The organism is Pseudomonas sp. S37, from assembly GCF_016658545.1.
Classification (GTDB): domain Bacteria; phylum Pseudomonadota; class Gammaproteobacteria; order Pseudomonadales; family Pseudomonadaceae; genus Aquipseudomonas.
In genome coordinates this window covers 1-23,201 of record NZ_JACVZC010000105.1, presented here as the reverse complement: position 1 = coordinate 23,201, position 23,201 = coordinate 1, and the positions used below count along the sequence as shown (strand labels likewise).

Here is a 23,201-nt window from a genome sequence, read left to right as displayed (position 1 = left end):
CGGGTAAACCCGCTCCTACATCGAACACGTTGACCTGCAGCCATGGGTAAGGGCCGACGCGGCGCATGGCCCCGGTTGCCTTCACGGTGTAGGAGCGGGTTCACCCGCGAATGCGTCGTCAAATCCACAGACGTATTCGCGGGTAAACCCGCTCCTACATCGAACACGTTGACCTGCAGCCATGGGTAAGCGGCCGACGCAGCGCATGGCCCCGGTTGCCTTCACGCGGTCAGTGTAGGAGCGGCCTTGTGTCGCGATAGGGGTGCGCAGCGCCCCCGGGATCTTTGCGCCACCGAAAAATTTCTGGGGCCGCTTTGCGGCCCTTTCGCGACACAAGGCCGCTCCCACAAAGATTGAACAAGCTTTCAGATTCTGAGCAAGACAATTGATCCCGCAACGGACCGCGTCAGACCAGTCAATCCTTGATCAGTGAGCGCAATACTGTGCGCGCCTCTTCGCTACGCAAGCACTCGATAAACAACCGGCTCTCGCGTGCTACCGTCGCCTCCAGCTCTGCCCGCTGGCTGTCCTTGAGCAAGCGCTTACTGATCCGCAACGCCGCCTGCGGATACCCTTGCAGCTGCCGCGCCAGCGTGCGTGCCGCTGCCAGGCACTGTTCGCCATCTTCGTGCAGCGCATTGGCAAGCCCCCAGGCCACCGCCTGCTCGCCATCCAGCAAGGTGTTGCCCAGTAGCAAGCTGGCAGCACGGGCCTGGCCCAGCAAGCGCGGCAGCAGCAGGCTGGAGCCGAACTCCGGGCACACCCCCAAGGGCGCAAACGGCATGCGCAACTTGGTCGAGCGGCTGACCAGCACCTGGTCGCAGTGCAACAGCAAGGTGGCCCCGATGCCGATCGCGGCACCACTGACTGCAGCAATCAATGGCTTGTCCAGGCCCATGACCACGCGCATCAGGCGGAACACCGGGCTGTCCAGGTCACTGGGCGGGTTGTCGAGGAAATCGCGCAGGTCGTTGCCCGCAGTAAAGCACTGCGGGTTGCCGGTGATGAGGATGACTTCGACGGCGGGGTCTTCACTTGCCGCCAGCAGCAGGTCACCCAACTGCTGGTACATGGCATTGTTCAGCGCATTGAGCTTGTCGGGGCGGTTGAAGGCCAGGGTCAGCAGGCCCTGGTCCAGGTCGCGTATGATCAGGTCGTTCATGGCAGCCGCTTTTGTTGTTGTGGTTGGCCCGGTCGGGCATGGGTGCTCAGGGTTTATCATGCGGTCCGGCTTGTTGTACAGTCGTTCAGTCCAGCCTGTTACCGCCAGCCCCAGACAAGAGACCCGCCGATGAATCAGGAAGCCCGCTACCACCGCATGCTGCCGGAACTGCGCAAAGCCAACCTGGTCGAGGCGACACTGGTGTGCCTCAAACGCCATGGCTTCCAGGGCGCGTCCATCCGCAAGATCTCGGCCGAGGCCGGGGTTTCGGTGGGGCTGATCAGCCATCACTACGCAGGTAAGGATGAACTGGTGGCCGACGCCTACATGGCCGTCACCGGCCGGGTGATGGGCCTGCTGCGCGAGGCCATGGCCCAGGCTGCACCCAATGCGCGCGAGCGCTTGTCGGCGTTCTTCCGTGCGTCGTTTTGCAGCGAGTTGCTCGACCCGCAATTGCTCGATGCCTGGCTGGCGTTCTGGGGCGCGGTGAAAACCGCCGAGGCAATCAACCAGGTGCACGACCACTCATACGGCGAGTATCGCAACGAACTCTGCCGCCTGCTGGCCAGCCTGGCTGAAGAGGAAGGCTGGCAGGGCTTCAATGCCGACCTGGCGGCCATCAGCCTCAGTGCCTTGCTCGATGGCCTGTGGCTGGAGTCGGGGCTCAACCCCGGCACCTTCACCCCTGAGCAGGGCGTGGTCATCTGCGAAGCCTGGGTCGACGGCCTGCAGGCTGGCGGCAGGCGGCGCTTCAGCCTGCCCGAGGGCTGTTGATCACCCGTTCAGTAACGAGTACGCTGCTGTCGCGAGTGTGTAGAACAACACCAATAAAAAAGAGACAACACGCAATGACGCCTCGGGTATTGATCGTCGATGACGATCCGCTTGTTCGTGACTTGCTGCAGGCCTATCTGTCCCAGGAAGGCTACGACGTACACTGCGCCGACACCGCAGAAAAGGCCGAAGCCCTGCTTGGCAGCCAGGACGTTGACCTGGTGCTGCTGGACATCCGCCTGCCCGGTAAGGATGGCCTCACCCTGACCCGCGAACTGCGCGTGCGTTCGGAGGTTGGCATCATCCTCATCACCGGGCGCAACGACGACATCGACCGCATTGTCGGCCTGGAATGCGGCGCCGATGACTACGTGATCAAACCGCTCAACCCCCGCGAGCTGGTGTCGCGCGCCAAGAACCTGATCCGCCGCGTGCGCCATGCCCGCGAAGTACACCCGGCACCGGCCTGCGCGCAATCGCTGAAGCAGTTCGCCGACTGGGCGCTGGACACCGACCGCCGGCGGCTGATCGATGCCCGTGGCGGGCAAACCCTGCTCACCCACGGCGAGTTCCAGTTGCTGAGCGTGTTCTTGCGCAACAGCGGCCACACCCTTAGCCGTGACCAGTTGATGGACCAGATCCGCAACCGCGAATGGGTGCCCAACGACCGCTCCATCGACGTGCTGGTCGGCCGCCTGCGGCGCAAGCTGCACGACGACCCGGCCGAGCCGCAACTGATCATCACCATCCACGGCACCGGCTACCTGTTCACCGCCAGCGTGGCGGCATGACCTGCCGCGCCTGGCTGCTGGCCTTGGCGTTGCTCGCAGCGCAAGCCAGTGCCACAGAGCCGGTGCGCTACTGCGACTACCCGGTGTACCCGCCGATTTCCTGGAGCGACGGCCACCAGGTACGTGGCGTGGCGCCAACCGTGGTGCGCGAGTTGTTCGCCCGTATGGGCTACCCGGTGCAAACCGTGGTGCTGGGCAACTGGAAGCGCTGCCTGATGGACGCCGCCGCCGGGCGGGTGGACGTGGTGCTGGCCTATAACAGCGACCAGCGCGACCAGCGCATGCGCTTTTCCACGGTGCCGGTGCTGCGCGAGGAAGTGGCGGTGTTCTACAACCGCCAGCGGCCGGTGCAGTTCCAGCAGCTCGAGGACCTGGCCGGCTACCGCGGCGGCCTGCTGTATGGCGAAAGCTACGGCGCCGAGTTCGACCGTTTTGTCGCCCGCCACCAGAACATCGAGCGGGTGTCGTCCAGCCAGCAGAACTTTGGCAAGTTGATCCGCGGGCGCATCGATTACGTGATCCAGGAGCGGCGCACCGGCCTGCTGTTCATCGAGCACCTGCCCGGCGCGCAGGACATACGCGCCTTGCCCACCGCGCTCAGCGTGGACTACCTGCGCGTGGCCGTGTCGCGGCAATCGCCGTTGAGCCAGCACATGGCTGAAATCGACGCACAGCTGCAGCGCATGAACCAGGCCGGCGAGATAGAGCGCTGGCTGGAACAGAGCGAAGTCACCTACCGTGACATGATCAACCTGCCGGCGGATGCCCGATGATCCGCCTGCGCACCGATGGCCTGTTGCGCCGGCTGTTGCTGTTCATTCTGCTGTTCAGCCTGTGTTTCACCGTGCTGGCCAGTTCGGTGCAGCTGTACTTCGAATACCGCCGCGAGATGCGTGATATCGAGGCGCGCATGGCGTTGATCCGCGCCGGCTACCTGGCCAGCCTGGAGCGCAGCCTGTGGGACCTGGACGAGGCGCAGCTGGACGTGCAACTGCGTGGCCTGGTGGACTTTTCCGACGTGGCGCGGGTGCGCCTGGTCAGCGATGATTTCCAGTTGTTGCGCGGCGAGGCCGAGCCCAAGGGGCCGTTGCGCATCGAGCGTTTTCCGCTGGATTACCAGCCTCCGTCAGGGCCGGCCAGGCACCTGGGCGAGCTGGAGGTCAGCATCGACCTCGGTGCGGTACACCGCCGGTTGTACGCCACCGGCCTCGCCAGCCTGCTGTGGATGGGGGTATTCCTGTGCGGTCTGGCGGTGGCATTGTCGGGGCTGTTCTACCGCCTGGTCACCCGCCACCTGCAGGTGATGGCCGAGTTCGCCCGCCGTATCGGCGCCGGCCACTGGCAGGAACCGCTACGCCTGGGCCGTCGCCCCTCGGCGCGCGCGGATGAAATCGACACGGTGGCCAACGCGCTGGATGAGATGCGCCGGGCCATCCTCAGTGATAGCGAACGGCGCGAGCGCGACCGCCTGGCGTTGCAGGACAAACGTGACGAACTGCAGGCCATGGTCGAGCGGCGTACCGCCAGCCTGGCCCGCGCCAAGGACGACGCCGAGGCTGCCAACCTGGCCAAGTCGCGCTTTCTGGCAACCATGAGCCATGAGTTGCGCACACCGCTCAATGGCATCCTCGGCATGGCCGAGTTGCTGCGTGGTGCCCGGCTGCAGGCAGCCGACCGCCAGCGCGTCGAAGCCTTGTACAAGGCCGGCGAGGGGTTGTTGGCGATCCTCAACGAAGTGCTGTATTTCGCCCGGCTTGAAGAGGGCGAGAGCCGCGCCGAACTGGTCGGGTTTTCGCTGCGCCAGTTGTGCCAGGAAGTGCTGGCGCTGCTTGAACCCATGGCCATGGACAATGACGATACCTTACAGCTGGTGATCGATGAGCAGTTGGCCGGCTACCAGCACGGTGCCGAGCAGTACCTGCGCCAGGTGCTGAGCAACTTGCTGGCCAATGCCATCAAGTTTACCGAGCACGGCCAGGTGCAGCTCAAGGTGCAGGTGCTGGCCAGCAGCGAGGCCTCGCAGCGCTTGCGGCTGTCGGTCAGTGATAATGGCATTGGCATCGAACCCGAGGTGCAGGCGCGGATCTTCGACCGTTTCGTCCAGGCCAGCGAGGCGGTCGCGCGGCGCTATGGCGGCACTGGGCTGGGCCTGGCGATCTGCAAGCACCTGGTGGAAAAGCTGGGTGGCAGCATCGGCCTGAACAGCGTGCAAGGGCAGGGCAGCTGCTTCTGGTTCGAACTCGACATGGTGTGTGGGCAACCCGCACCGACCCGTTCAGTGGCCCCGTTGCCGTTGCCCAGCCTGGATATCCTGGTGGTCGAAGACGTGGCGCTGAACCGCGAGGTGGCAGGCGGCCTGCTGCTGCGCGAGGGCCACCGGGTAAGCTTTGCCGAGGATGCCGGGCAGGCCCTGCAAGCCTGTGCCTTGCAGCGCTTCGACCTGATCCTGCTCGACGTGCACCTGCCAGGCATGAACGGGGTGGAATTGTGCCGGCAATTGCGCGCCACGCCGGGGCCGAACCGCCACAGCCGGGTTCTGGCGCTGACTGCCGGCGTGCAGCCGGGGCAAGTGCCGGGTTATCTCGACGCCGGCATGCAGGGGGTGCTGGCCAAACCCTTGCGGCTGGCCAACCTGCGCCAGGCGTTGGCCGAGGTCACCCCCCGTGCAGTGGCGGGCGCTGACGCACATATGGATTGGTCACTGCTGGACACCCACCGCTCGCTGCTGGGTGAGCAGAAGCTGCAGGGCCTGCTGACGGTGCTGCGCCAGTCGCTGGAGCAGCACGCCACGGCGCTGGCCGAGGCACTGCCGGCCCAGGACTTTACCGAAGTACAGCACCTGGCCCACCGCCTGGCCGGCAGTTGTGATTCGCTGGGCTTTTCCGGGCTGGCGGCGTTGTTACGTGGCCTCGAAGACGCCGCCCGGCAGCACGACGCCCAGGCGTTGCAAGCGCTCGGCGAGCCGCTGGCCGGCCAGCTGGCGCAGGCCCGTACCACCCTGGAACAGCTGATCCAGAGCTGACGTACAAAAAACTTACGACTTTTTACATCTTCGATCCGTTCGTACAACGGCACCTTACATCCGTTTCCAATAATCCATGGCAACCGCGTCGCACGCGGTCCATGAGGCTTATTGGAGACAACAATAATGACATGCCGTAGCACTCAGCCCCTCCTGCACACCACTCCGCGCGGCACCGTCGCGTGGCCTTGCACCCGCCGCAACGGCGAGGTGCGCCATGACTGACACTCACGAGAAAATCCAGCTGACCCGTGCGCTGAAAAGCCGGCACATTTTCATGCTGTCGTTGGGCGGGGTGATCGGCACTGGCCTGTTCATGGGCTCGGGCGTGACCATCAACCAGGGTGGGCCGGTGGGTGCGATCCTGGCGTACCTGGTGGCTGGCCTGCTGATGTACCTGGTAATGGTCTGCCTGGGCGAACTGTCGGTGCAGATGCCGGTGTCTGGCTCGTTCCAGGCCCATGCCACCAAGTTCATCGGCCCGGCTACCGGTTTCATGATCGGCTGGGTGTACTGGATGAGCTGGGCCACCACCGTGGGCCTGGAGTTCACCGCTGCCGGCATGCTGATGACACGCTGGTTCCCGGAGGTGCCGATCTGGTACTGGTCGGCGCTGTTCGTGGTGGTGCTGTTCGGCCTCAATGCCCTGGCCACCCGTGCTTTTGGCGAGGCCGAGTACTGGTTTTCGGGGATCAAGGTGGCGACCATCCTTGGCTTTATCGTCATCGGCCTGCTGGTGATTTTCGGCGCCATCCCGCTCAGCAGCGGCGCACCGGCACCGATGCTGAACAACCTGGTGGGCGAGTCGTTGTTCCCCCATGGGCTGTCGGCAGTGTTCGCGGTGATGATGACCGTGGTCTATGCCTTTCAGGGCTGCGAGATCATGGGCGTGGCGGCTGGCGAGACCGAGCACCCGGAAAAGAGCATTCCGCGGGCCGTGCGCAACGTGGTGTTCCGTGTGTTGATCTTCTACGTGCTGGCGATTGCCGTGCTGTCGGCCATCGTGCCGTACGAGCAGGCCGGGCTGATGGAAAGCCCTTTCGTGCAGGTGTTCGACATGGTCGGCATCCCTTACGCCGCTGACCTTATGAACTTCGTCATCCTTACCGCCATCCTTTCGGTGGGCAACTCCGGGCTGTATGCCTCCACGCGCATTCTCTGGGCCATGTCCAAGAGCGGCATGGCGCCGAAAAGCCTGTCGCCGCTGAGCAAACGTGGCGTACCGCTGCGCGCGCTGAGCATCACCCTGTGCTTTGCGTTGATCTCGCTGATGACCAGCTTTGTCGCCGCAGACACGCTGTTCATGGTGTTGATGGCGGTGAGCGGGATGTCGGGCACGGTGACCTGGATCGTCATCGCCCTGGCGCAGTACCGGTTCCGCAAGGCATATCTGCGTGACGGCGGGCAGCTGCACGACCTGAAGTACCGCGCGCCGCTGTATCCGCTGGTGCCGCTGCTGTGCATCACCCTGTGCAGTTCGCTGTTCGTGTTCCTGGCGCTGGATGAGACGCAGCGGCCGTCGCTGTACTGGGGCTTTGGCTTTATTGCGCTGTGCTATGCGGCGTATTACCTGGTCAACCGTCGTCGGCAGGGGGCGTTTGCGCCGAGTGCGCCTGGGGTTTGATTGCTGTGTCTGGCTGAATATTGCCGGGGGCCGCTTTGCGGCCCATCGCGACACAAGGCCGCTCCTACAAGGGACCGCATCAGCTTGAGACTCTATGCGTTCCCCCTGTAGGAGCGGCCTTGCGTCGCGAAAGGGGCGCAAAGCGCCCCCGACAATCTCACAGTTGTACAAAGTTGTAACAACCGCCGCGCAACCAACCCTGAACAAACTAAGTAAGCTATTTAAAAACAATGACTTAAATAGATTTCAAGGTCTGTTACAGGCCCATTTCCCACCAATTGCCGCCTTGTTGAACACTCGTTTAGTATCTCCCTCATCAAGCCCTCCCCATAACCATCACAACAACCCCGAGGCCCCCCATGACCACCCCGTCGTCGTCACTGTTGAGCAAGGTCGAAGCCGGCGTTGCCTGGATCACCCTCAACCGCCCCGAGCAACGCAACGCGCTGGATATCCCCACCTTGAAGCAACTGCACGCGCTGCTGGAAACCTGCAACACCAACCCGGCCGTGCGCGTGGTGGTGCTGACCGGCAGCGGCCGCAGTTTCTGCGCCGGTGCCGACCTGGCCGAATGGGCCGCGGCCGAAGCCCAGGGCACCCTGGAAAGCTACGGCTGGACCGAAACCGCCCACGCCCTGATGTTGCGCCTGCACAGCCTCGACAAGCCGACCATTGCCGCCATCAACGGCACCGCCGTGGGCGGTGGCATGGACCTCAGCCTGTGCTGCGACCTGCGCATCGCGGCGGCGTCGGCACGCTTCAAGGCCGGCTACACCAGCATGGGCTACAGCCCCGATGCCGGCGCCAGCTGGCACCTGCCACGGCTGATCGGCAGCGAGCAGGCCAAGCGGCTGCTGTTCCTTGACGAACTGTGGGGCGCCGAACGTGCCCTGGCCGCCGGGCTGGTCAGCGAAGTCTGCGCCGACGAGCAACTGCCCGCTGTTGCCGCCGAGCTGGCCGGGCGCCTGGCCAACGGCCCGACCTTTGCCTACGCGCAGACCAAGCAACTGATCCGCGACGGCGCCCGCCGCACCCTGGCCGAACAGCTGGAAGCCGAACGCCAGGCCGGCCTGCTGTGCGGCCGTAGTCAGGATGGCGCCGAAGCCTTGCAAGCGTCGATGGAACGCCGCGCACCCCGTTTCACCGGCCAGTAAGCCAATACCCGACCCTCACCAGGACCTTCGCAGATGAATTTCCAACTGACCCAAGAACAAGAAATGTTGGTGGAAGCGGTACGCAGCTTTGTCGCCAAGGAGCTGCTGCCCCACGAGGAAGCGGTGGACCGCGCCGATGCCGTGTCGCCAGAGCTGGCCGCGCAGATCCGCGGCAAGGCCATTGCTGCCGGGTTCTATGCCTTCAACATGCCCGAGGAAGTCGGCGGCGGTGGCCTGGACTACCTGTCCCAAGCGCTGATCGAGCGCGAGCTGTCCAAAGTGTCCTGGGCCTTGCACGTGTTCGTCGCGCGGCCGTCGAAAATCCTCATGGCCTGCAAGGACGAGCAGATCAACGATTACCTGCTGCCGTGCGTGCAGGGCGAGAAAACCGACTGCTTCGCCCTCACCGAACCCGGTGCCGGCTCGGATGCCAATGCCATCAAGACCCGTGCCGTGCGCCAGGGCGATGACTTTGTCATCAACGGCAGCAAGCACTTCATCAGCCACGCCGGCCATGCCGATTTCGCCATTGTCTTCGCCGTCACCGACACCTACGAGCACAACGGCCGCAAGCGCAATGCGGTCACCGCGTTGCTGGTTGACCGTGGCACCCCGGGCATGACCATCCGCCGTGGCCCCAAGTGCGTGAGCAACCGTGGCTACCACACCTACGAACTGTTCTTCGACGACTGCCGGGTACCGGCCAGCAAGGTGCTGGGCGAAGTCGGCAAGGGTTGGGAAGTGGCCAACGCCTGGCTCACGGCTGGCCGCGTGATGGTTGCGGCCAACTGTGTGGGCCAGGCCCAGCGTGCGCTCGACCTGTCGCTGCAGTGGGCCGCCGACCGCAAACAGTTCGGCCAGGCCATCGGCAGCTACCAGGGCGTGTCGTTCAAGCTGGCCGACATGGCCACGCAGATTCGTGCTGCAGAAATGCTCACCCTGCACACCGCCTGGAAGATGGACCAGGGCAGCATGACCGACGGCGAGGCCGGCATGGCCAAGCTGTTCGCCAGCGAGACACTGGGCAAGGTGGCCGATGAAGCCGTGCAGATCTTCGGCGGCATGGGCCTGATGGACGAGGGGCCGGTCGAACGCATCTGGCGTAACGCACGTATCGAACGCATCTGGGAAGGCACCTCGGAGATCCAGCGGCACATCATCGCCCGCGAACTGCTGCGCTGATTGCCAGGAGAACCCCCATGTCGCAATCAATACGTGACAACCTCAAGCGCCTGCTGGCGCCCCGGCACCTGGCCTTCGTGGGCGGGCGCAGCATGGCGCGGGCGCTCAAACGCTGCGCCGAAGGTGGCTTTGGCGGCGAGCTGTGGCTGGTCAACCCGCAGCACCAAAGCCTCGAAGGTATCCCCTGCGTGGCACGGGTGGCCGACTTGCCATACGCCCCCGACGCGGTGTTCATTGCCACCAACCGTGAGCTGACCTTGCAGTGCGTTGCCGAGTTGGCCGCACGCGGCGCCGGTGGCGCCATCTGCTATGCCTCGGGCTTTGCCGAGAGTGGCGAGGAGGGCCGCCAACTGCAACAGCGCCTGCTCGATGCCGCCGGCAACATGGCCTTGCTCGGCCCCAACTGTTACGGCCTGCTCGACTACCTGCATGGCGCTGCGCTATGGCCGGTAGCGCATGGCGGCCAGCAGGTGGAGAAGGGCGTGGCGATCCTCACCCAGAGCGGCAACTTCGCCTACAACCTGTCGATGAGCGACCGTTCGCTGCCGGTGGCTTACATGGCTTCGGTCGGCAACCAGGCGCAACTGGGCGTAGCCGAACTGATGGACGTGCTGCTCGACGACCCACGGGTGACGGCCATCGGCCTGCACCTGGAAGGCCTGAAGAACGTGCCGGGCTTCGCCCGTGCTGCCAGTAAGGCCTTGCAGCAGGGCACACCGATCATTGCGCTGAAGACCGGTGTGTCGCAGATCGGTGCCGAGCTGGCGCTCAGCCACACCAGTTCGCTGTCCGGCTCCGATGCCCTGTACGACAGCCTGTTCCAACGCCTGGGGGTGATCCGCGTCAGCGGCCCGGTGAGCTTCGTCGAAACCCTTAAAGCGGCCGCCTGTGGGCGCTTGCCGGCAGACGGCGAGCTGATCGCGCTGGCCTGTTCGGGCGGCGATGCCGGCCTGATCGCCGACTACGCCGAGCGTAACCGGTTGAGCCTGCCGAAGCTTGCCCAAACGCAGGTAGCGACGCTGGCCGAAGTGCTGCCGGCCTATGCCAACCTGGTCAACCCGCTGGACTTCACTACCGCCATCTGGGGGGATGAAGCGGCCCTGCAACGCATGCTCGACAGTACCCTGGGCGGTGCTGGCGACGCGGCCATGCTGGTGCTGGACTACCCGGCGGAGTTCACTGGCGAGCGCAAGGAGTGTGACCTGCTGCTGGCTCTGTACTGCGATGCGCTGGAGCGCCACGGCAAGATCGGCTTCGTCACTTCGGCCTTCCCGGAGTTGTTGCCCGCCAGCGCGCGCGAGCGCCTGCATGCACGCGGCATCGCTGCCCTGCAGGGTGTGGAAGACGGCATGGCGGCCTGGGGCCGCATTGTCGCCTACCAGCGCAACCGCTCGCAGCTACTGGCGCAGGGCGAGGCTACACGGGTACCGCTGTTCCCGCAGGCCCTTGCCGGTGAAACCCGCCTGCTGGACGAGTGGCAATCCAAGCAAGCCTTGCGCGCTTTCGGCCTGCCGGTGCCGGCAGGCGTACTGAGCACCCCTGAGCGCGCCGTTGCCGACGCTGCCCAGGTAGGCTACCCGCTGGTGCTCAAGGCCGTCAGCGCGCAACTGCCACACAAGACAGAAGCTGGCGCGGTGGCGCTGAACCTGCGCGATGCCGTCGCCCTTGAAGCCGCGCTGGTACAGATGCGCCAACGCATTGGCGCCTATGCCCCGCAGGTGCCGTTCGACCAGGTGCTGCTGGAGCCGATGGCCGAGCCACCGCTGGCCGAGCTGATCGTTGGCATCAAGCGCGAGCACGACTTCGCCCTGGCCCTGGTGATCGGCGCCGGCGGTGTGCTGGTCGAGCTGTTGAAAGACAGCGTCAGCCTGCTGCTGCCCACCACCGACAGCGCCATTCGCGCGGCGCTGCTGAACCTGCGCAGTGCCAGCCTGCTGCAAGGCTTCCGGGGCCGCCCGGCTGCCGACCTCGACGCCCTGGTCGCGGCCATCCGTGCGGTGGCCGACTACGCCTGCGAAAACGCCGGGCAGCTGCTGGAACTGGATGTGAACCCATTGATGGTCGGTGCCCATGGCACCACCGCGGTCGACGCGCTGATCCGCCTCGGCCAGGCGCAAGGAGAAACACATGAATGACCTGACCCTGACCGCTGGCCAGGCGCTGGTGCGCCTGCTGGGCAACTACGGCGTGGAAACCGTGTTCGGCATCCCGGGGGTGCACACTCTGGAACTGTACCGTGGGCTGCCGGGCAGCGGCATCCGTCACGTGCTGACCCGCCACGAGCAAGGCGCCGGTTTCATGGCTGATGGCTACGCCCGGGTCAGTGGCAAGCCGGGCGTGTGCTTCGTCATTACCGGCCCGGGCGTGACCAACGCCGCCACCGCCATCGGCCAGGCCTACGCCGACTCGGTGCCGATGCTGGTGATTTCCAGCGTCAACCACACCGCCAGCCTGGGCAAGGGCTGGGGCTGCCTGCATGAAACCCAGGACCAGCGCGCCATGACCGCGCCGATCACCGCGTTCTCCGCCGTGGCGCTGCGTGGCGAGGACCTGCCCGAGCTGATCGCCCGGGCCTGGGCGGTGTTCGACAGCGAGCGCCCACGCCCGGTGCATATCTCCGTGCCACTGGACGTGCTGGCTGCGCCGGTCAGCCGTGACTGGAGCCATGACGTGGTACGCCGCCCAGGGCGTGGCCAGCCGTGCCGGGAAACCCTCGATCAGGCGGCCCTGAAGCTGGCCGCTGCCAAGCGGCCGATGATCATTGCCGGTGGTGGTGCACTGCACGCGGCGGAACAGTTGCAGCAACTGAGCACCCGCCTGGCTGCGCCGTTGTTCACCAGCGTGGCCGGCAAAGGCCTGCTGCCACCGGACGCCCCCCTGAATGCCGGCTCCAGCCTGTGCGTGGAGCCCGGCTGGCAGTTGATCAGCCAGGCCGACGTGGTGCTGGCGGTGGGTACCGAAATGGCTGACACCGACTACTGGCGTGAGCGTTTGCCGCTCAATGGCGAGCTGCTGCGCGTGGATATCGACCCGCGCAAGTTCAACGACTTCTACCCCTGCGGTATTGCCCTGCACGGTGACGCCCGGCAAACCCTCGTCGGCCTGCTCGAACACCTGCCGGAGCTGAACCGCGACCCGGCCCAGGCCAGTGAGGCGGTGACCAACCTGCGCCAGGCCATCCGCAATGGCCATGCACCGTTGCAGGCCACGCACCAGGCGATTCTGGACCGCATTGCTGCCGTACTGCCCGACGACGCCTTCATCAGCAGCGACATGACCCAGCTGGCCTACACCGGCAACTACGCCTTCGCCAGCCGGGCGCCGCGCAGCTGGCTGCACCCGACCGGCTACGGCACCCTCGGCTACGGCCTGCCGGCCGGCATCGGCGGCATGCTCGCCACGGACCACCGCCCCGGCCTGGTGCTGGTCGGCGACGGCGGCTTCCTCTACACCGCCCAGGAACTGGCTACGGCAGTCGAGGAACTGGACCGGCCGCTGGTGGTGCTGTTGTGGAACAACGACGCCCTGGGCCAGATCCGCGACGACATGCTCGGCCTGGATATCGAGCCGGTCGGCGTACTGCCGCGCAATCCGGACTTCATCGGCCTGGCCCGCGCTTTCGGTTGCGCGGTGCGCCAGCCGCGTGACCTGGACGCGTTGCAGGCCGACCTGGCCAGCGGTTTTGCCACCCCCGGGGTGACTTTCATCGAACTCAAACACACCTGCGTCTGCTAAGCCGCGCACAACCACAATAACAAGAGAAACCACCATGCCATTTCGCCGTACCCTGCTGGCTGCATCCCTGGCGCTGCTGATCACCGGCCAGGCCCCCCTGTATGCTGCACCGCCGCTGTCGATGGACAACGGCACCAATGTCCTGACCGTGCAAAACAGCAACGCCTGGGTCGAAGTCAGCGCCAGTGCCCTGCAACACAACATCCGCACCCTGCAGGCCGAGCTGGGTGGCAAGTCCAAACTGTGCGCCGTACTCAAGGCCGACGCCTACGGCCATGGCATCGGCCTGGTGATGCCGTCGATCATTGCCCAGGGCGTGCCCTGTGTGGCGGTGGCCAGCAACGAAGAGGCCCGCGTGGTCCGCGCCAGCGGCTTTACCGGGCAACTGGTGCGGGTACGCCTGGCCAGCCTCAGCGAGCTGGAGGACGCCTTGCAGTACGACATGGAAGAGCTGGTCGGCAGCGCCGAGTTCGCCCGCCAGGTCGATGCCATTGCCGCCCGCCACGGCAAGACCCTGCGCATCCACATGGCGCTCAACTCCAGCGGCATGAGCCGTAACGGCGTAGAAATGGCCACCTGGTCCGGCCGTGGCGAAGCGCTGCAGATCACCGACCAGAAGCACCTCAAGCTGGTCGCGCTGATGACCCACTTCGCCGTGGAAGACAAAGACGATGTACGCAAGGGTCTGGCGGCGTTCAACGAACAGACCGACTGGCTGATCAAGCACGCCAAGCTGGACCGCAGCAAGCTCACCCTGCATGCGGCCAACTCGTTCGCCACCCTGGAGGTGCCGGAAGCGCGCCTGGACATGGTGCGTACCGGTGGCGCGCTGTTCGGTGACACCGTGCCGGAGCGCACCGAATACAAACGTGCCATGCAGTTCAAGTCGCACGTGGCGGCGGTGCACAGCTACCCGGCCGGCAACACCGTCGGCTACGACCGCACCTTCACCCTGGCCCGCGACTCGCGCCTGGCCAACATTACCGTCGGCTACTCCGACGGTTATCGCCGGGTCTTCACCAACAAGGGCCATGTGTTGATCAACGGCCATCGCGTGCCGGTGGTGGGCAAGGTCTCGATGAACACGCTGATGGTCGATGTCACCGATTTCCCGGATGTGAAAGGTGGCAACGAAGTGGTGCTGTTCGGCAAGCAGGCCGGGGCTGAGATAACCCAGGCTGAGATGGAAGAAATCAACGACGCGCTGCTCGCCGACCTGTACACCGTGTGGGGCAGCGCCAACCCGAAGATCCTCGTCGACTGAAACCGCCATTGAAGGGAGATAGCCATGCGCTACGCCAAGCTCACCCAACGCATCGCCGGCGACGGGGCTGCTGCCTGGGACATCCATTACCGTGCCCTGGCCATGCAGGCCGAGGGCAAGGACATCCTGCTGTTGTCGGTGGGTGACCCGGACTTCGACACCCCCGCGCCAATCGTCGAGGCGGCCATCGACAGCCTGCAGGCCGGCCATACCCATTACGCCGATGTGCGCGGCAAGCAGGCGCTGCGCCAGGCCATCGCCAACCGCCACCGGCTACGCAGCGGCCAGGCCGTGAGCGCCGACCAGGTGACGGTACTGGCAGGGGCGCAGTGTGCGCTGTTCTGCGTGGCCCAGTGCGTGCTCGACCCGGGTGACGAGGTGATCGTTGCCGAACCGATGTATGTAACCTACGAGGCGGTGTTCGGTGCCTGTGGTGCCAAGGTGGTGCCGGTGCCGGTCAAGCCGGAGAACGGTTTTCGTGTCTGCCCGCAAGACGTTGCCGAGCGCATCACCCCGCGCACCCGCGCGCTGGCCCTGAACAGCCCGCACAACCCTTCGGGGGCAAGCCTGCCACGTGCCACCTGGGAGGCGCTGGCCGAGCTGTGCATTGCCCATGACTTGTGGCTGATTTCTGACGAGGTGTACAGCGAGCTGTTGTATGAAGGCGAACATGTCAGCCCCGCCAGCCTGCCGGGCATGGCCGAGCGCACCGCCACGCTGAACAGCCTGTCGAAGTCGCATGCCATGACCGGTTGGCGGGTGGGCTGGGTGGTTGGCTCGGCCGAGCTGGCCGCGCACCTGGAAAACCTCGCCCTGTGCATGCTGTATGGCTTGCCGGACTTTATCCAGGACGCCGCCGTGGTAGCGCTGGAGCAGCAGTTGCCTGAGCTTGAGGCCATGCGCGAGGCCTATCGCCAGCGCCGTGACCGGGTGTGCGAGCAGTTGGCGGGCTGCCCGGGGCTGAAGGCCCTGAAGCCCGATGGCGGCATGTTCGTGATGGTCGATATCCGTGAGACCGGCCTTAGCGCCCAAGCCTTCGCCGACCGCCTGCTGGACAGCCAGGGTGTGTCGGTACTGGCCGGCGAGGCGTTCGGCCCCAGTGCCGCCGGGCACATCCGCCTGGGCCTGGTGCTGGGCACCGAGGCCTTGGCCGACGCCTGCCAGCGCATCGCCCGCTGTGCCGCCGAACTGATGCGGGAGCAGGCCGATGCGTGAGTATGCGCGGCTGTACATCGACGGCGCCTGGCAGGTGCCGAGCGGGCAGGGCATGGCCGAGGTGATCGACCCAGCCAGCGAGCTGGCCATCGGCCGCGTGCCGTTGGGTGATGAAGCCGATGTCGAGCGGGCGGTGATGGCGGCGCGTCGGGCCTTTGATGGTTGGTCGCGTACGCCGTCCAGCGTGCGTGCGGGGTACATTCGGGCACTGGCCACGCAACTGAAGCAGTGCGTGGCAGACATGGCCTCGGTGATCACCGATGAACTGGGCATGCCGGTGCAGTGGTGCCAGTCGGTGCAGGTCGAAGGCCCGATTGTGGGGCTTGCGCAATATGCCGAACTGGCCGGGCTGATGGACCAGGTACGCGAAGTCGGCAACTCGCTGGTGTACCGCGAGGCCGTTGGCGTGTGCGCGTTCATCAACCCGTGGAACTACCCGCTGCACCAGCTGATCGGCAAGCTGGCGCCGGCGCTGGCCGCCGGTTGCACGGTGGTGGTCAAGCCCAGCCAGGAAACACCGCTGCACGCGTTCTTGCTGGCCGAGATGATCGAGGCCATCGGCCTGCCTGCCGGGGTGTTCAACCTGGTCAGCGGCCCGGGGGCCAAGGTTGGCGAGGCGCTGGCCCGGCACCCGCAGGTGGACATGGTCTCGTTCACCGGCTCGACCGGCGCCGGGGTACGGGTGTCGCAGGCGGCAGCGCCAACGGTGAAGCGCGTGTGCCTGGAGCTGGGTGGCAAGTCGCCGCTGCTGATTACCGCCGACGCCGACCTGCATGCGGCCGTGCGCCATGGTGTGCAGGACGTGATGATCAACTCGGGGCAAACCTGCACGGCGCTGACCCGCATGCTGCTGCCGGCCAGCCGTTATGCCGAGGCGCTGGAAATTGCCGAAGCCGAGACTTGCGCCCTGGTCATGGGCGACCCGCGCGACCCAGGCAGCTTCCTTGGGCCGATGTGTTCCGCCGGGCAGCGGCGCACGGTGCTCGATTACATTCGTCTGGGCCAGGAGGAGGGTGCACGCTTATTGTGCGGGGGTGATGGCGGTGGCTTCGAGCGCGGCTTCTACGTGGCGCCGACGTTGTTTGCCGATGTCGACAACCGCATGCGCATTGCCCAGGAGGAAATATTCGGCCCGGTGCTGTGCCTGATTCCTTATACCGACGAAGCGCAGGCGCTGGCGCTGGCCAATGACTCGCCGTTTGGGCTGTCCAGCGCAGTGTGGGCCGGCAGCCGCGAGCAGGGCCTGGCCCTGGCGCGGCAGATACGCGCCGGGCAGTGCTTCATCAATGGGGCAGGCTTCAACTACCAGGCGCCGTTCGGCGGCTACAAGCAGTCGGGTAACGGCCGCGAGTGGGGCGAAGAGGGCCTGGCGGAGTTCGCCGAGATCAAGGCTGTGCAGTGCTGAGTGACAGCGACAAGACAACCTGTTTTGTGTGAGGAGAATGTTTGTGAATGTACTGATCGTCCACGCTCACCCCGAGCCGCAATCGTTCACCGCTGCCCTGCGTGACCAGGCGGTGGAAACCTTCCGCGCCCAAGGCCACCAGGTACAGGTCAGCGACCTGTACGCCATGGGCTGGAACCCGGTGGCCAGTGCCGCCGACTTCAGCCAGCGCGAAAACCCCGAGTACCTGGTGTATGCCCTGGAGCAGCGCCAGGGGGTCAAGCGCGGCGCCATTGCCGCAGATATCCAGCAGGAGCTGGACAAGCTGTTGTGGGCGGACTTGCTGGTGCTGAACTTCCCGGTCTTCTGGTTCTCGGCGCCGGCCATGCTCAAGGGCTGGATCGACCGGGTGCTGGTGTCGGGGGTGTGTTATGGCGGCAAGCGCTTCTACGACCAGGGTGGGTTGGCCGGCAAGAAGGCGCTGGTGACCGTGACCCTGGGCGGGCGCGAGCACATGTTTGGCGAGGGGGCCATTCACGGGCCGCTGGAGGACATGCTGCGGCCGATCCTGCGTGGCACGCTGGCCTATGTCGGCTTTGACGTGCTGGCGCCGTTTGTGGCCTGGCATGTGCCGTATATCAGCGATGAAGCGCGGCAGGGCTTCCTGAATCAGTACCGGCAGCGCCTGGAGCAGCTCTCCGATGACCAGCCACTGGTGTTCCCGCGACTGGCGCAGTTCGATGAGGCGCTTTACCCGCTCCCCTGAGCCGAACGCGGTCCGGCAGGCTCACCGCCGCCCTCGAGCTGCACGCGGTCCCTGTAGGAGCGGGTTTATCGAGGCGTCGAACCGCCGCGAACAATCCGGCGCGGTGGATGGCACCGGCTGTGCCGGTGTTCGCGGCTAAAGCCGCTCCTACACAGGGACCGCATCGGCCTTGAGAGCATGCACTGAAAACGACCACCCACACATTCGGGGTATGTCCGCCCTCCGCAATTCCCCCGATAGTGACCCCATCGGCTCGATCCGGAGCATTCACACGATGGAGTTGCCATGCGCAAGGTACTGAAGGTGATCGGTGGCCTGCTGCTGGTGTCAGGCGTCAGCCTGGCCCAGGCAGCAGAGGTGGACAGCAGTAACACGTTGCGGTTGTACAACTGGACCGACTACATCGGTGAAACCACCCTGGCCGACTTCGAGAAGGCCACCGGCATCAAAGTCATCTACGACACCTTCGACGGCTACGAAACGGTGCAGACCAAACTGCTCACCGGCCGCTCCGGCTACGACCTGGTCATGCTCAACGCATCCCTGGTGCCTCCGCTGATCAGCGCCGGGGTGTTCCAGCCGCTGGACAAGCAGCAACTGCCCAGCTGGCACAACCTCGACCAGCAGGTGGTGAACAACCTGCAAGGCTACGACCCCGGCCTGAAATACTCGGCGCCCTACACCTGGGGCAGCTCGGGGGTGACTTACAACGTCGACAAGATCAACGCGCGTATGCCCGATGCCCCGATCGGCTCGCTGGCCATGCTGTTCGACCCGAAAATCGTCTCGCGCTTCGCCGACTGCGGCGTCACGCTGATGGACGCACCCACCGAAGTCATCCCGCTGGCCCTGCAGTACCTGGGCAAGGACCCGCGCAGCGCCTCGCCAGCCGACCTCAAGGCCGCCGAACAACTGCTGCTGGGCATCCGCCCGTACATTCGCAAGTTCGACTCGGTCAACTACCTGACCAGCCTGCCCAACGGCGATGTCTGCCTGGCGCTGACCTGGTCCGGTGACTACGCCACTGCCCAGGCCCGCGCGGTGGAAGCGAAGAAGGACATCAAGCTGTCGTTCTTCATCCCCCAGGAAGGTTCGCTGATCTGGTTCGACAACCTGTACATCCCCAAGGATGCGCCGCACGCGGCCAACGCCCACCGCTTCATCGAATTCCTGCTGCAACCGCAGACCATGGCCAAGGTCACCGACTACATCCACTACGCCAACAGCAACGCGGCTGCCACGGCGCTGGTGCGTGACGAGATCCGCCAGGACCCGGCCATCTACCCCGACGCGTCCACCCGCGAACGCCTGTTCGCCCAGAAAACCCAGAGCCCGAAGGACATGCGTGCCATCACCCGGGTCTGGAGCACGGTCAAGACCGGTTTCTGAACACTGCCCAACGATTCCCGCCAAGGAGCTACCCATGGCCACCCCAAGCAAAGCATTCGCCATTGCCCACGACCCGCTGGTGGAAGCCGACAAGGCCCACTACATGCACGGCTACCATGTATTCGACGAGCACCGCGAACAAGGTGCGCTGAACATCGTCGCCGGTGAAGGCGCCTACATCCGCGATACCCACGGCAACCGCTTCCTCGATGCCGTTGGCGGCATGTGGTGCACCAACATTGGCCTGGGCCGTGAGGAAATGGCCCTGGCCATCGCCGATCAGGTGCGGCAGCTGGCCTATTCCAACCCGTTCTCGGACATGGCCAACGACGTTGCCATCGCGCTGTGCCAGAAGCTGGCGCAACTGGCCCCGGGCGACCTCGACCATGTGTTCCTTACCACCGGTGGCTCGACCGCAGTCGATACCGCCTACCGGCTGATCCAGTACTACCAGAACTGCCGCGGCAAACCGCACAAGAAGCACATCATCGCCCGCTACAACGCTTACCACGGCTCCACCACCCTGACCATGTCGATCGGCAACAAGGCCGCCGATCGGGTGCCGGAGTTCGATTATCACCACGACCTGATCCACCACGTCTCCAACCCCAACCCGTACCGCGCGCCGGATGACATGGACGAGGCCGAGTTCCTCGACTTCCTGGTGGCCGAGTTCGAGGACAAGATCCTCTCATTGGGCGCCGACAACGTGGCGGCGTTTTTCGCCGAGCCGATCATGGGCTCGGGCGGTGTGATCATTCCGCCCAAGGGCTACTTCCTGCGCATGTGGCAGCTGTGCCAGACCTACGACATCCTGTTTGTCGCCGACGAAGTGGTGACCTCGTTCGGGCGTTTGGGCACCTTCTTCGCCAGCGAGGAGCTGTTTGGCGTTACCCCGGACATCATCACCACCGCCAAGGGCCTGACCTCGGCCTACCTGCCGTTGGGGGCGTGCATTTTCTCCGAACGTATCTGGCAGGTGATTGCCGAGCCGGGCAAGGGCCGCTGCTTCACCCACGGCTTCACCTACAGCGGCCACCCGGTGTGCTGCACGGCGGCGCTGAAGAACATCGAAATCATCGAACGCGAACACTTGCTCGACCACGTCAAGGACGTTGGCAGCTACCTGGAGCAACGCTTGCAGAGCCTGCGCGAGCTGCCGCTGGTGGGGGATGTGCGGTGCATGAAGCTGATGGCCTGCGTCGAATTCGTTGCCGACAAGGCCAGCAAGGCGCTGTTTGCCGATGAGGTGAACATCGGCGAGCGGATCCACAGCAAGGCCCAGGCCAAGGGGCTGCTGGTGCGGCCGATCATGCACCTGAACGTGATGTCGCCGCCGCTGATCATCACCCATGCGCAGGTGGACGAGATCGTCGATACCTTGCGCCAGTGCATCATCGAAACCGCGCGGGAACTGACCGCGCTTGGCCTGTACCAGGGCCGATGAGCCTGGCGCAAAGGGCTGTGCGCGGGCGTGCCTGGCAGGCTAGACTGCCGGGCATGACCCAGGCCTCTCCCGACACCCCGCTTACCCTGACCGTGGGCGCGCTGCAGCAATGGCATGCGGCGCTGCAGCGCGCACTGGCGCATAGCGAAACACCCGAGGCGCTGGTGCATGTGGCTGCCGCCATTGGCCAGCTGGTGCAGGTTGAATCGATGATGATCAGCCTTGAGTGCCAGGGGCGGGCGCCGCAGTTGCTGTACCAGCAAGGCATCCCCGAGCTGCACCGCGCTGCCGTGCTGGAGCGCTACTTCAGCGCCGGCTACCTGCTCGACCCGTTCTGCCTGGCGGTGCAAAGCGGCCTGGCCGAGGGGTTCTACCACCTGCAGGAAATCGCCCCTGACAACTTCTTCGACAGTGACTATTACAAAGCCTATTACCTGGGCACCGGTTGCAGTGAAGACAGCTACTACATCGTCGACCTCAGCGCTGGCCGCAAGTTGTCGCTGAGCTTGTTCCAGGGCTGTAGTGGCACCCCGCTGAGCGCCGGGCAGGTGGACCTGCTGCGTGCGCTGGAACCGATGGTGCGCGAGCTGTTGGGGCGCTATGCCCGGCATAATCTGGAGCCCGGTACTGTTTCAGCCGAGCGCGGCAGCTTGCAGGCGGCTTTTGACAGCTTTGGTTGCCAGGTGCTGACCGACCGGGAGCGGGAAGTGGCGCATATGATTCTGCGTGGGCACTCGGTGAAGTCCACTGCGCTGGAGCTGGGCATTTCGCCGGAGACGGTGCGCATGCACCGGAAGAATCTGTACCTGAAGCTGGAGATCAATTCGCAGTCGGAGTTGTTTGCGCGGTTTATTGACTGGCTGCGTGGCGATCACCTGGAAAGCTAGGACCCTGTGGGAGCGGGTTTACCCGCGAACACGGGCGAAGCCCGTGCCATCCACCGCGGCGCCTGCTTCGCGGGTGAACCCGCTCCCACAGGGACCGCATCAGTTTTCAGAATTGGGGTATGTCACGAGGCCGCCAAGCGAGCCTCCAGCGCGGCGATATGCGCCTGCAGCCGCTCATGCTCCTGGCGCTCGGCGCTGATGTCTTCGAACACGCTGATCAAGTGTTCCGGCTCACCATTGTCGTGGCGTTGCAGCGAGGTGCGTGCGCGCACCCAGATGTACTCGCCATTCTTGTGCCGCACACGCTTTTCCACCTCGTAACGCTCGGTTTCACCGGCCAGCATGCGTTGCAGCAGCTGCAGGTTCAGCGGCAGGTCGTCGGGGTGGGTGATGTGCTGGAAGGTCGTGGCGTAGAGCTCTTCGGCTCGGTAGCCAAGCATGTCGCACAGGCTGCTGTTGACCCGTTGCCAGGTGCCGTTCGGGTCGATGTAGGCGAGGGCGCCCCAGGCCAGCTCGAAAATCGCCCGAAAGCGTTCTTCGCTTTGCCTCAGCGCCTGCTGCGCCACTTGCCGTTCGGTGTTGTCCATGCTGATGCCGACCATCTTCACCGAACGCCCGGCACTGTCGCGTACCACGGTGGCGCGGGAGGAAATCCAGCACAGCGTGCCGTCAGGGCGGGTAAGGCGGAAGTCACACTCGCAGCTGGTGCCGCTTTCCACCGTCTCGGCATACATCGCCTGCATCCGCGCCACATCTTCCGCCGGCAGGTGCTTCCAGAAGTCTTCGTTGTGGTGCACCGGCCAGCCATACACCTGCTCGACGTTGGGCGAGTAGGTGACTTCGTCGCTGATCAGGTTCCACTCCCAGGTGACGATGCGCGCGCCTTCCTGGGCCAGCTTCATGCGCGTTTCGCTTTCCATGATCTCGGCGGTCAGGCGCCGGCGCAGGTCGGTCATCGGCAGCTCGACCACTTGCGGTTGCTGGATGTTCTGCAGGGCCTCGTCGCCGTAGCGCAGCCAGATCCAGTTGACCTTGAGAAAGTCGGCCAGCTTGCGCAGGTTGTCGTAGTCGATCTCGCCGCCGCGGGTCCACTTGTGCACCGCGGTGCGCGAAATACCCAGCGCCGTGCCCACGGCTTGCAGGGTCAGCTTGTGGTGCTCGAGCAGTTCCTTGAGGCGGAAGGCGAAGTTGTTTTCCAACATCGGCAGGTGTCCTGATCTGGGCAAGAGCCTGCCAGTATACCCAAGCTGTCAACTTTTGGTTGACGACCCTGAGCGATTTGCAAGTCCCTGTAGGAGCGGCCTTGTGTCGCGATGGGCCGCGCAGCGGCCCCAAGATCTTTGCTCTGGCACATAATTGCCGGGGCCGCTGCGCGGCCCAACGCGCCACCACGCCGCGCCGGCAG

At 65.1% G+C, this 23,201-nt stretch carries 18 protein-coding genes; 16 read left to right on the top strand and 2 right to left on the bottom strand.

The window, feature by feature from the left end:
- Positions 1-415 precede the first annotated feature (415 nt).
- Entirely contained in the window at positions 416-1,162 is a 747-nt protein-coding gene (locus IAE39_RS23440; RefSeq protein ID WP_201206909.1) for an enoyl-CoA hydratase, read from the bottom strand.
- A gap of 129 nt (positions 1,163-1,291) precedes the next feature.
- On the opposite strand from IAE39_RS23440, the gene IAE39_RS23435 reads away from it, so the two are divergent.
- The 16 genes from IAE39_RS23435 to IAE39_RS23360 all read left to right on the top strand — a co-directional run bounded on the left by IAE39_RS23435 (position 1,292) and on the right by IAE39_RS23360 (position 21,796).
- Positions 1,292-1,936 (top strand): TetR family transcriptional regulator C-terminal domain-containing protein, encoded by a 645-nt coding sequence (locus IAE39_RS23435; protein ID WP_201206908.1) that lies wholly within the window; start codon positions 1,292-1,294, stop codon positions 1,934-1,936.
- Positions 1,937-2,010: 74 nt separating this feature from the next.
- A complete protein-coding gene (locus tag IAE39_RS23430; protein WP_201206907.1) occupies positions 2,011-2,727 on the top strand; it encodes a response regulator in 717 nt (238 codons plus the stop codon).
- Complete coding sequence (locus IAE39_RS23425; RefSeq protein ID WP_201206906.1) at positions 2,724-3,500, top strand: substrate-binding periplasmic protein; 777 nt, start codon at positions 2,724-2,726, stop codon at positions 3,498-3,500. The genes IAE39_RS23430 and IAE39_RS23425 overlap by 4 nt, the downstream gene beginning before the upstream one ends.
- Positions 3,497-5,749: an ATP-binding protein gene (locus IAE39_RS23420; RefSeq protein WP_201206905.1), complete on the top strand. Its 2,253-nt coding sequence runs from the start codon at positions 3,497-3,499 to the stop codon at positions 5,747-5,749. The genes IAE39_RS23425 and IAE39_RS23420 overlap by 4 nt, the downstream gene beginning before the upstream one ends.
- A 217-nt stretch (positions 5,750-5,966) precedes the next feature.
- Positions 5,967-7,373 carry an amino acid permease gene (locus IAE39_RS23415; RefSeq protein ID WP_201206904.1) on the top strand — a complete coding sequence of 469 codons (1,407 nt, stop codon included), beginning with the start codon at positions 5,967-5,969 and terminating at the stop codon, positions 7,371-7,373.
- Positions 7,374-7,732: 359 nt separating this feature from the next.
- Positions 7,733-8,527, top strand: a complete 795-nt coding sequence (locus tag IAE39_RS23410; RefSeq protein WP_201206903.1) for an enoyl-CoA hydratase/isomerase family protein — start codon at positions 7,733-7,735, stop codon at positions 8,525-8,527.
- A gap of 33 nt (positions 8,528-8,560) precedes the next feature.
- Positions 8,561-9,709: an acyl-CoA dehydrogenase family protein gene (locus IAE39_RS23405; protein WP_201206902.1), complete on the top strand. Its 1,149-nt coding sequence runs from the start codon at positions 8,561-8,563 to the stop codon at positions 9,707-9,709.
- Positions 9,710-9,726: 17 nt separating this feature from the next.
- Complete coding sequence (locus IAE39_RS23400) at positions 9,727-11,844, top strand: acetate--CoA ligase family protein (protein WP_201206901.1); 2,118 nt, start codon at positions 9,727-9,729, stop codon at positions 11,842-11,844.
- A complete protein-coding gene (locus IAE39_RS23395; RefSeq protein ID WP_201206900.1) occupies positions 11,837-13,444 on the top strand; it encodes a 5-guanidino-2-oxopentanoate decarboxylase in 1,608 nt (535 codons plus the stop codon). The genes IAE39_RS23400 and IAE39_RS23395 overlap by 8 nt, the downstream gene beginning before the upstream one ends.
- 34 nt (positions 13,445-13,478) lie before the next feature.
- Positions 13,479-14,708: an alanine racemase gene (gene alr, locus IAE39_RS23390; protein ID WP_201206899.1), complete on the top strand. Its 1,230-nt coding sequence runs from the start codon at positions 13,479-13,481 to the stop codon at positions 14,706-14,708.
- Between the two features lie 24 nt (positions 14,709-14,732).
- Complete coding sequence (locus IAE39_RS23385; RefSeq protein ID WP_201206898.1) at positions 14,733-15,923, top strand: pyridoxal phosphate-dependent aminotransferase; 1,191 nt, start codon at positions 14,733-14,735, stop codon at positions 15,921-15,923.
- Positions 15,916-17,328: an aldehyde dehydrogenase family protein gene (locus tag IAE39_RS23380; protein ID WP_201206897.1), complete on the top strand. Its 1,413-nt coding sequence runs from the start codon at positions 15,916-15,918 to the stop codon at positions 17,326-17,328. The genes IAE39_RS23385 and IAE39_RS23380 overlap by 8 nt, the downstream gene beginning before the upstream one ends.
- Positions 17,329-17,371: 43 nt before the next feature.
- Positions 17,372-18,073, top strand: coding sequence for an NAD(P)H-dependent oxidoreductase (locus IAE39_RS23375; RefSeq protein WP_201206896.1), 702 nt, complete (start codon positions 17,372-17,374; stop codon positions 18,071-18,073).
- Positions 18,074-18,358: 285 nt separating this feature from the next.
- The gene (locus IAE39_RS23370; RefSeq protein ID WP_201206895.1) at positions 18,359-19,462 is read left to right on the top strand and encodes a polyamine ABC transporter substrate-binding protein; all 1,104 of its coding nucleotides are present in this window, start codon (positions 18,359-18,361) and stop codon (positions 19,460-19,462) included.
- A 34-nt stretch (positions 19,463-19,496) separates the two neighbouring features.
- On the top strand, positions 19,497-20,909 hold the full coding sequence (locus IAE39_RS23365) for an aminotransferase (RefSeq protein WP_201206894.1): 1,413 nt from the start codon (positions 19,497-19,499) through the stop codon (positions 20,907-20,909).
- A 53-nt stretch (positions 20,910-20,962) separates the two neighbouring features.
- Entirely contained in the window at positions 20,963-21,796 is an 834-nt protein-coding gene (locus IAE39_RS23360) for a helix-turn-helix domain-containing protein (protein WP_236548791.1), read from the top strand.
- 122 nt (positions 21,797-21,918) lie between these two features.
- Here the strand turns inward: IAE39_RS23360 and IAE39_RS23355 are convergent, their stop codons facing one another.
- Positions 21,919-22,998, bottom strand: a complete 1,080-nt coding sequence (locus tag IAE39_RS23355) for a helix-turn-helix domain-containing protein (RefSeq protein WP_201206892.1) — start codon at positions 22,996-22,998, stop codon at positions 21,919-21,921.
- Positions 22,999-23,201: the final 203 nt, after the last annotated feature.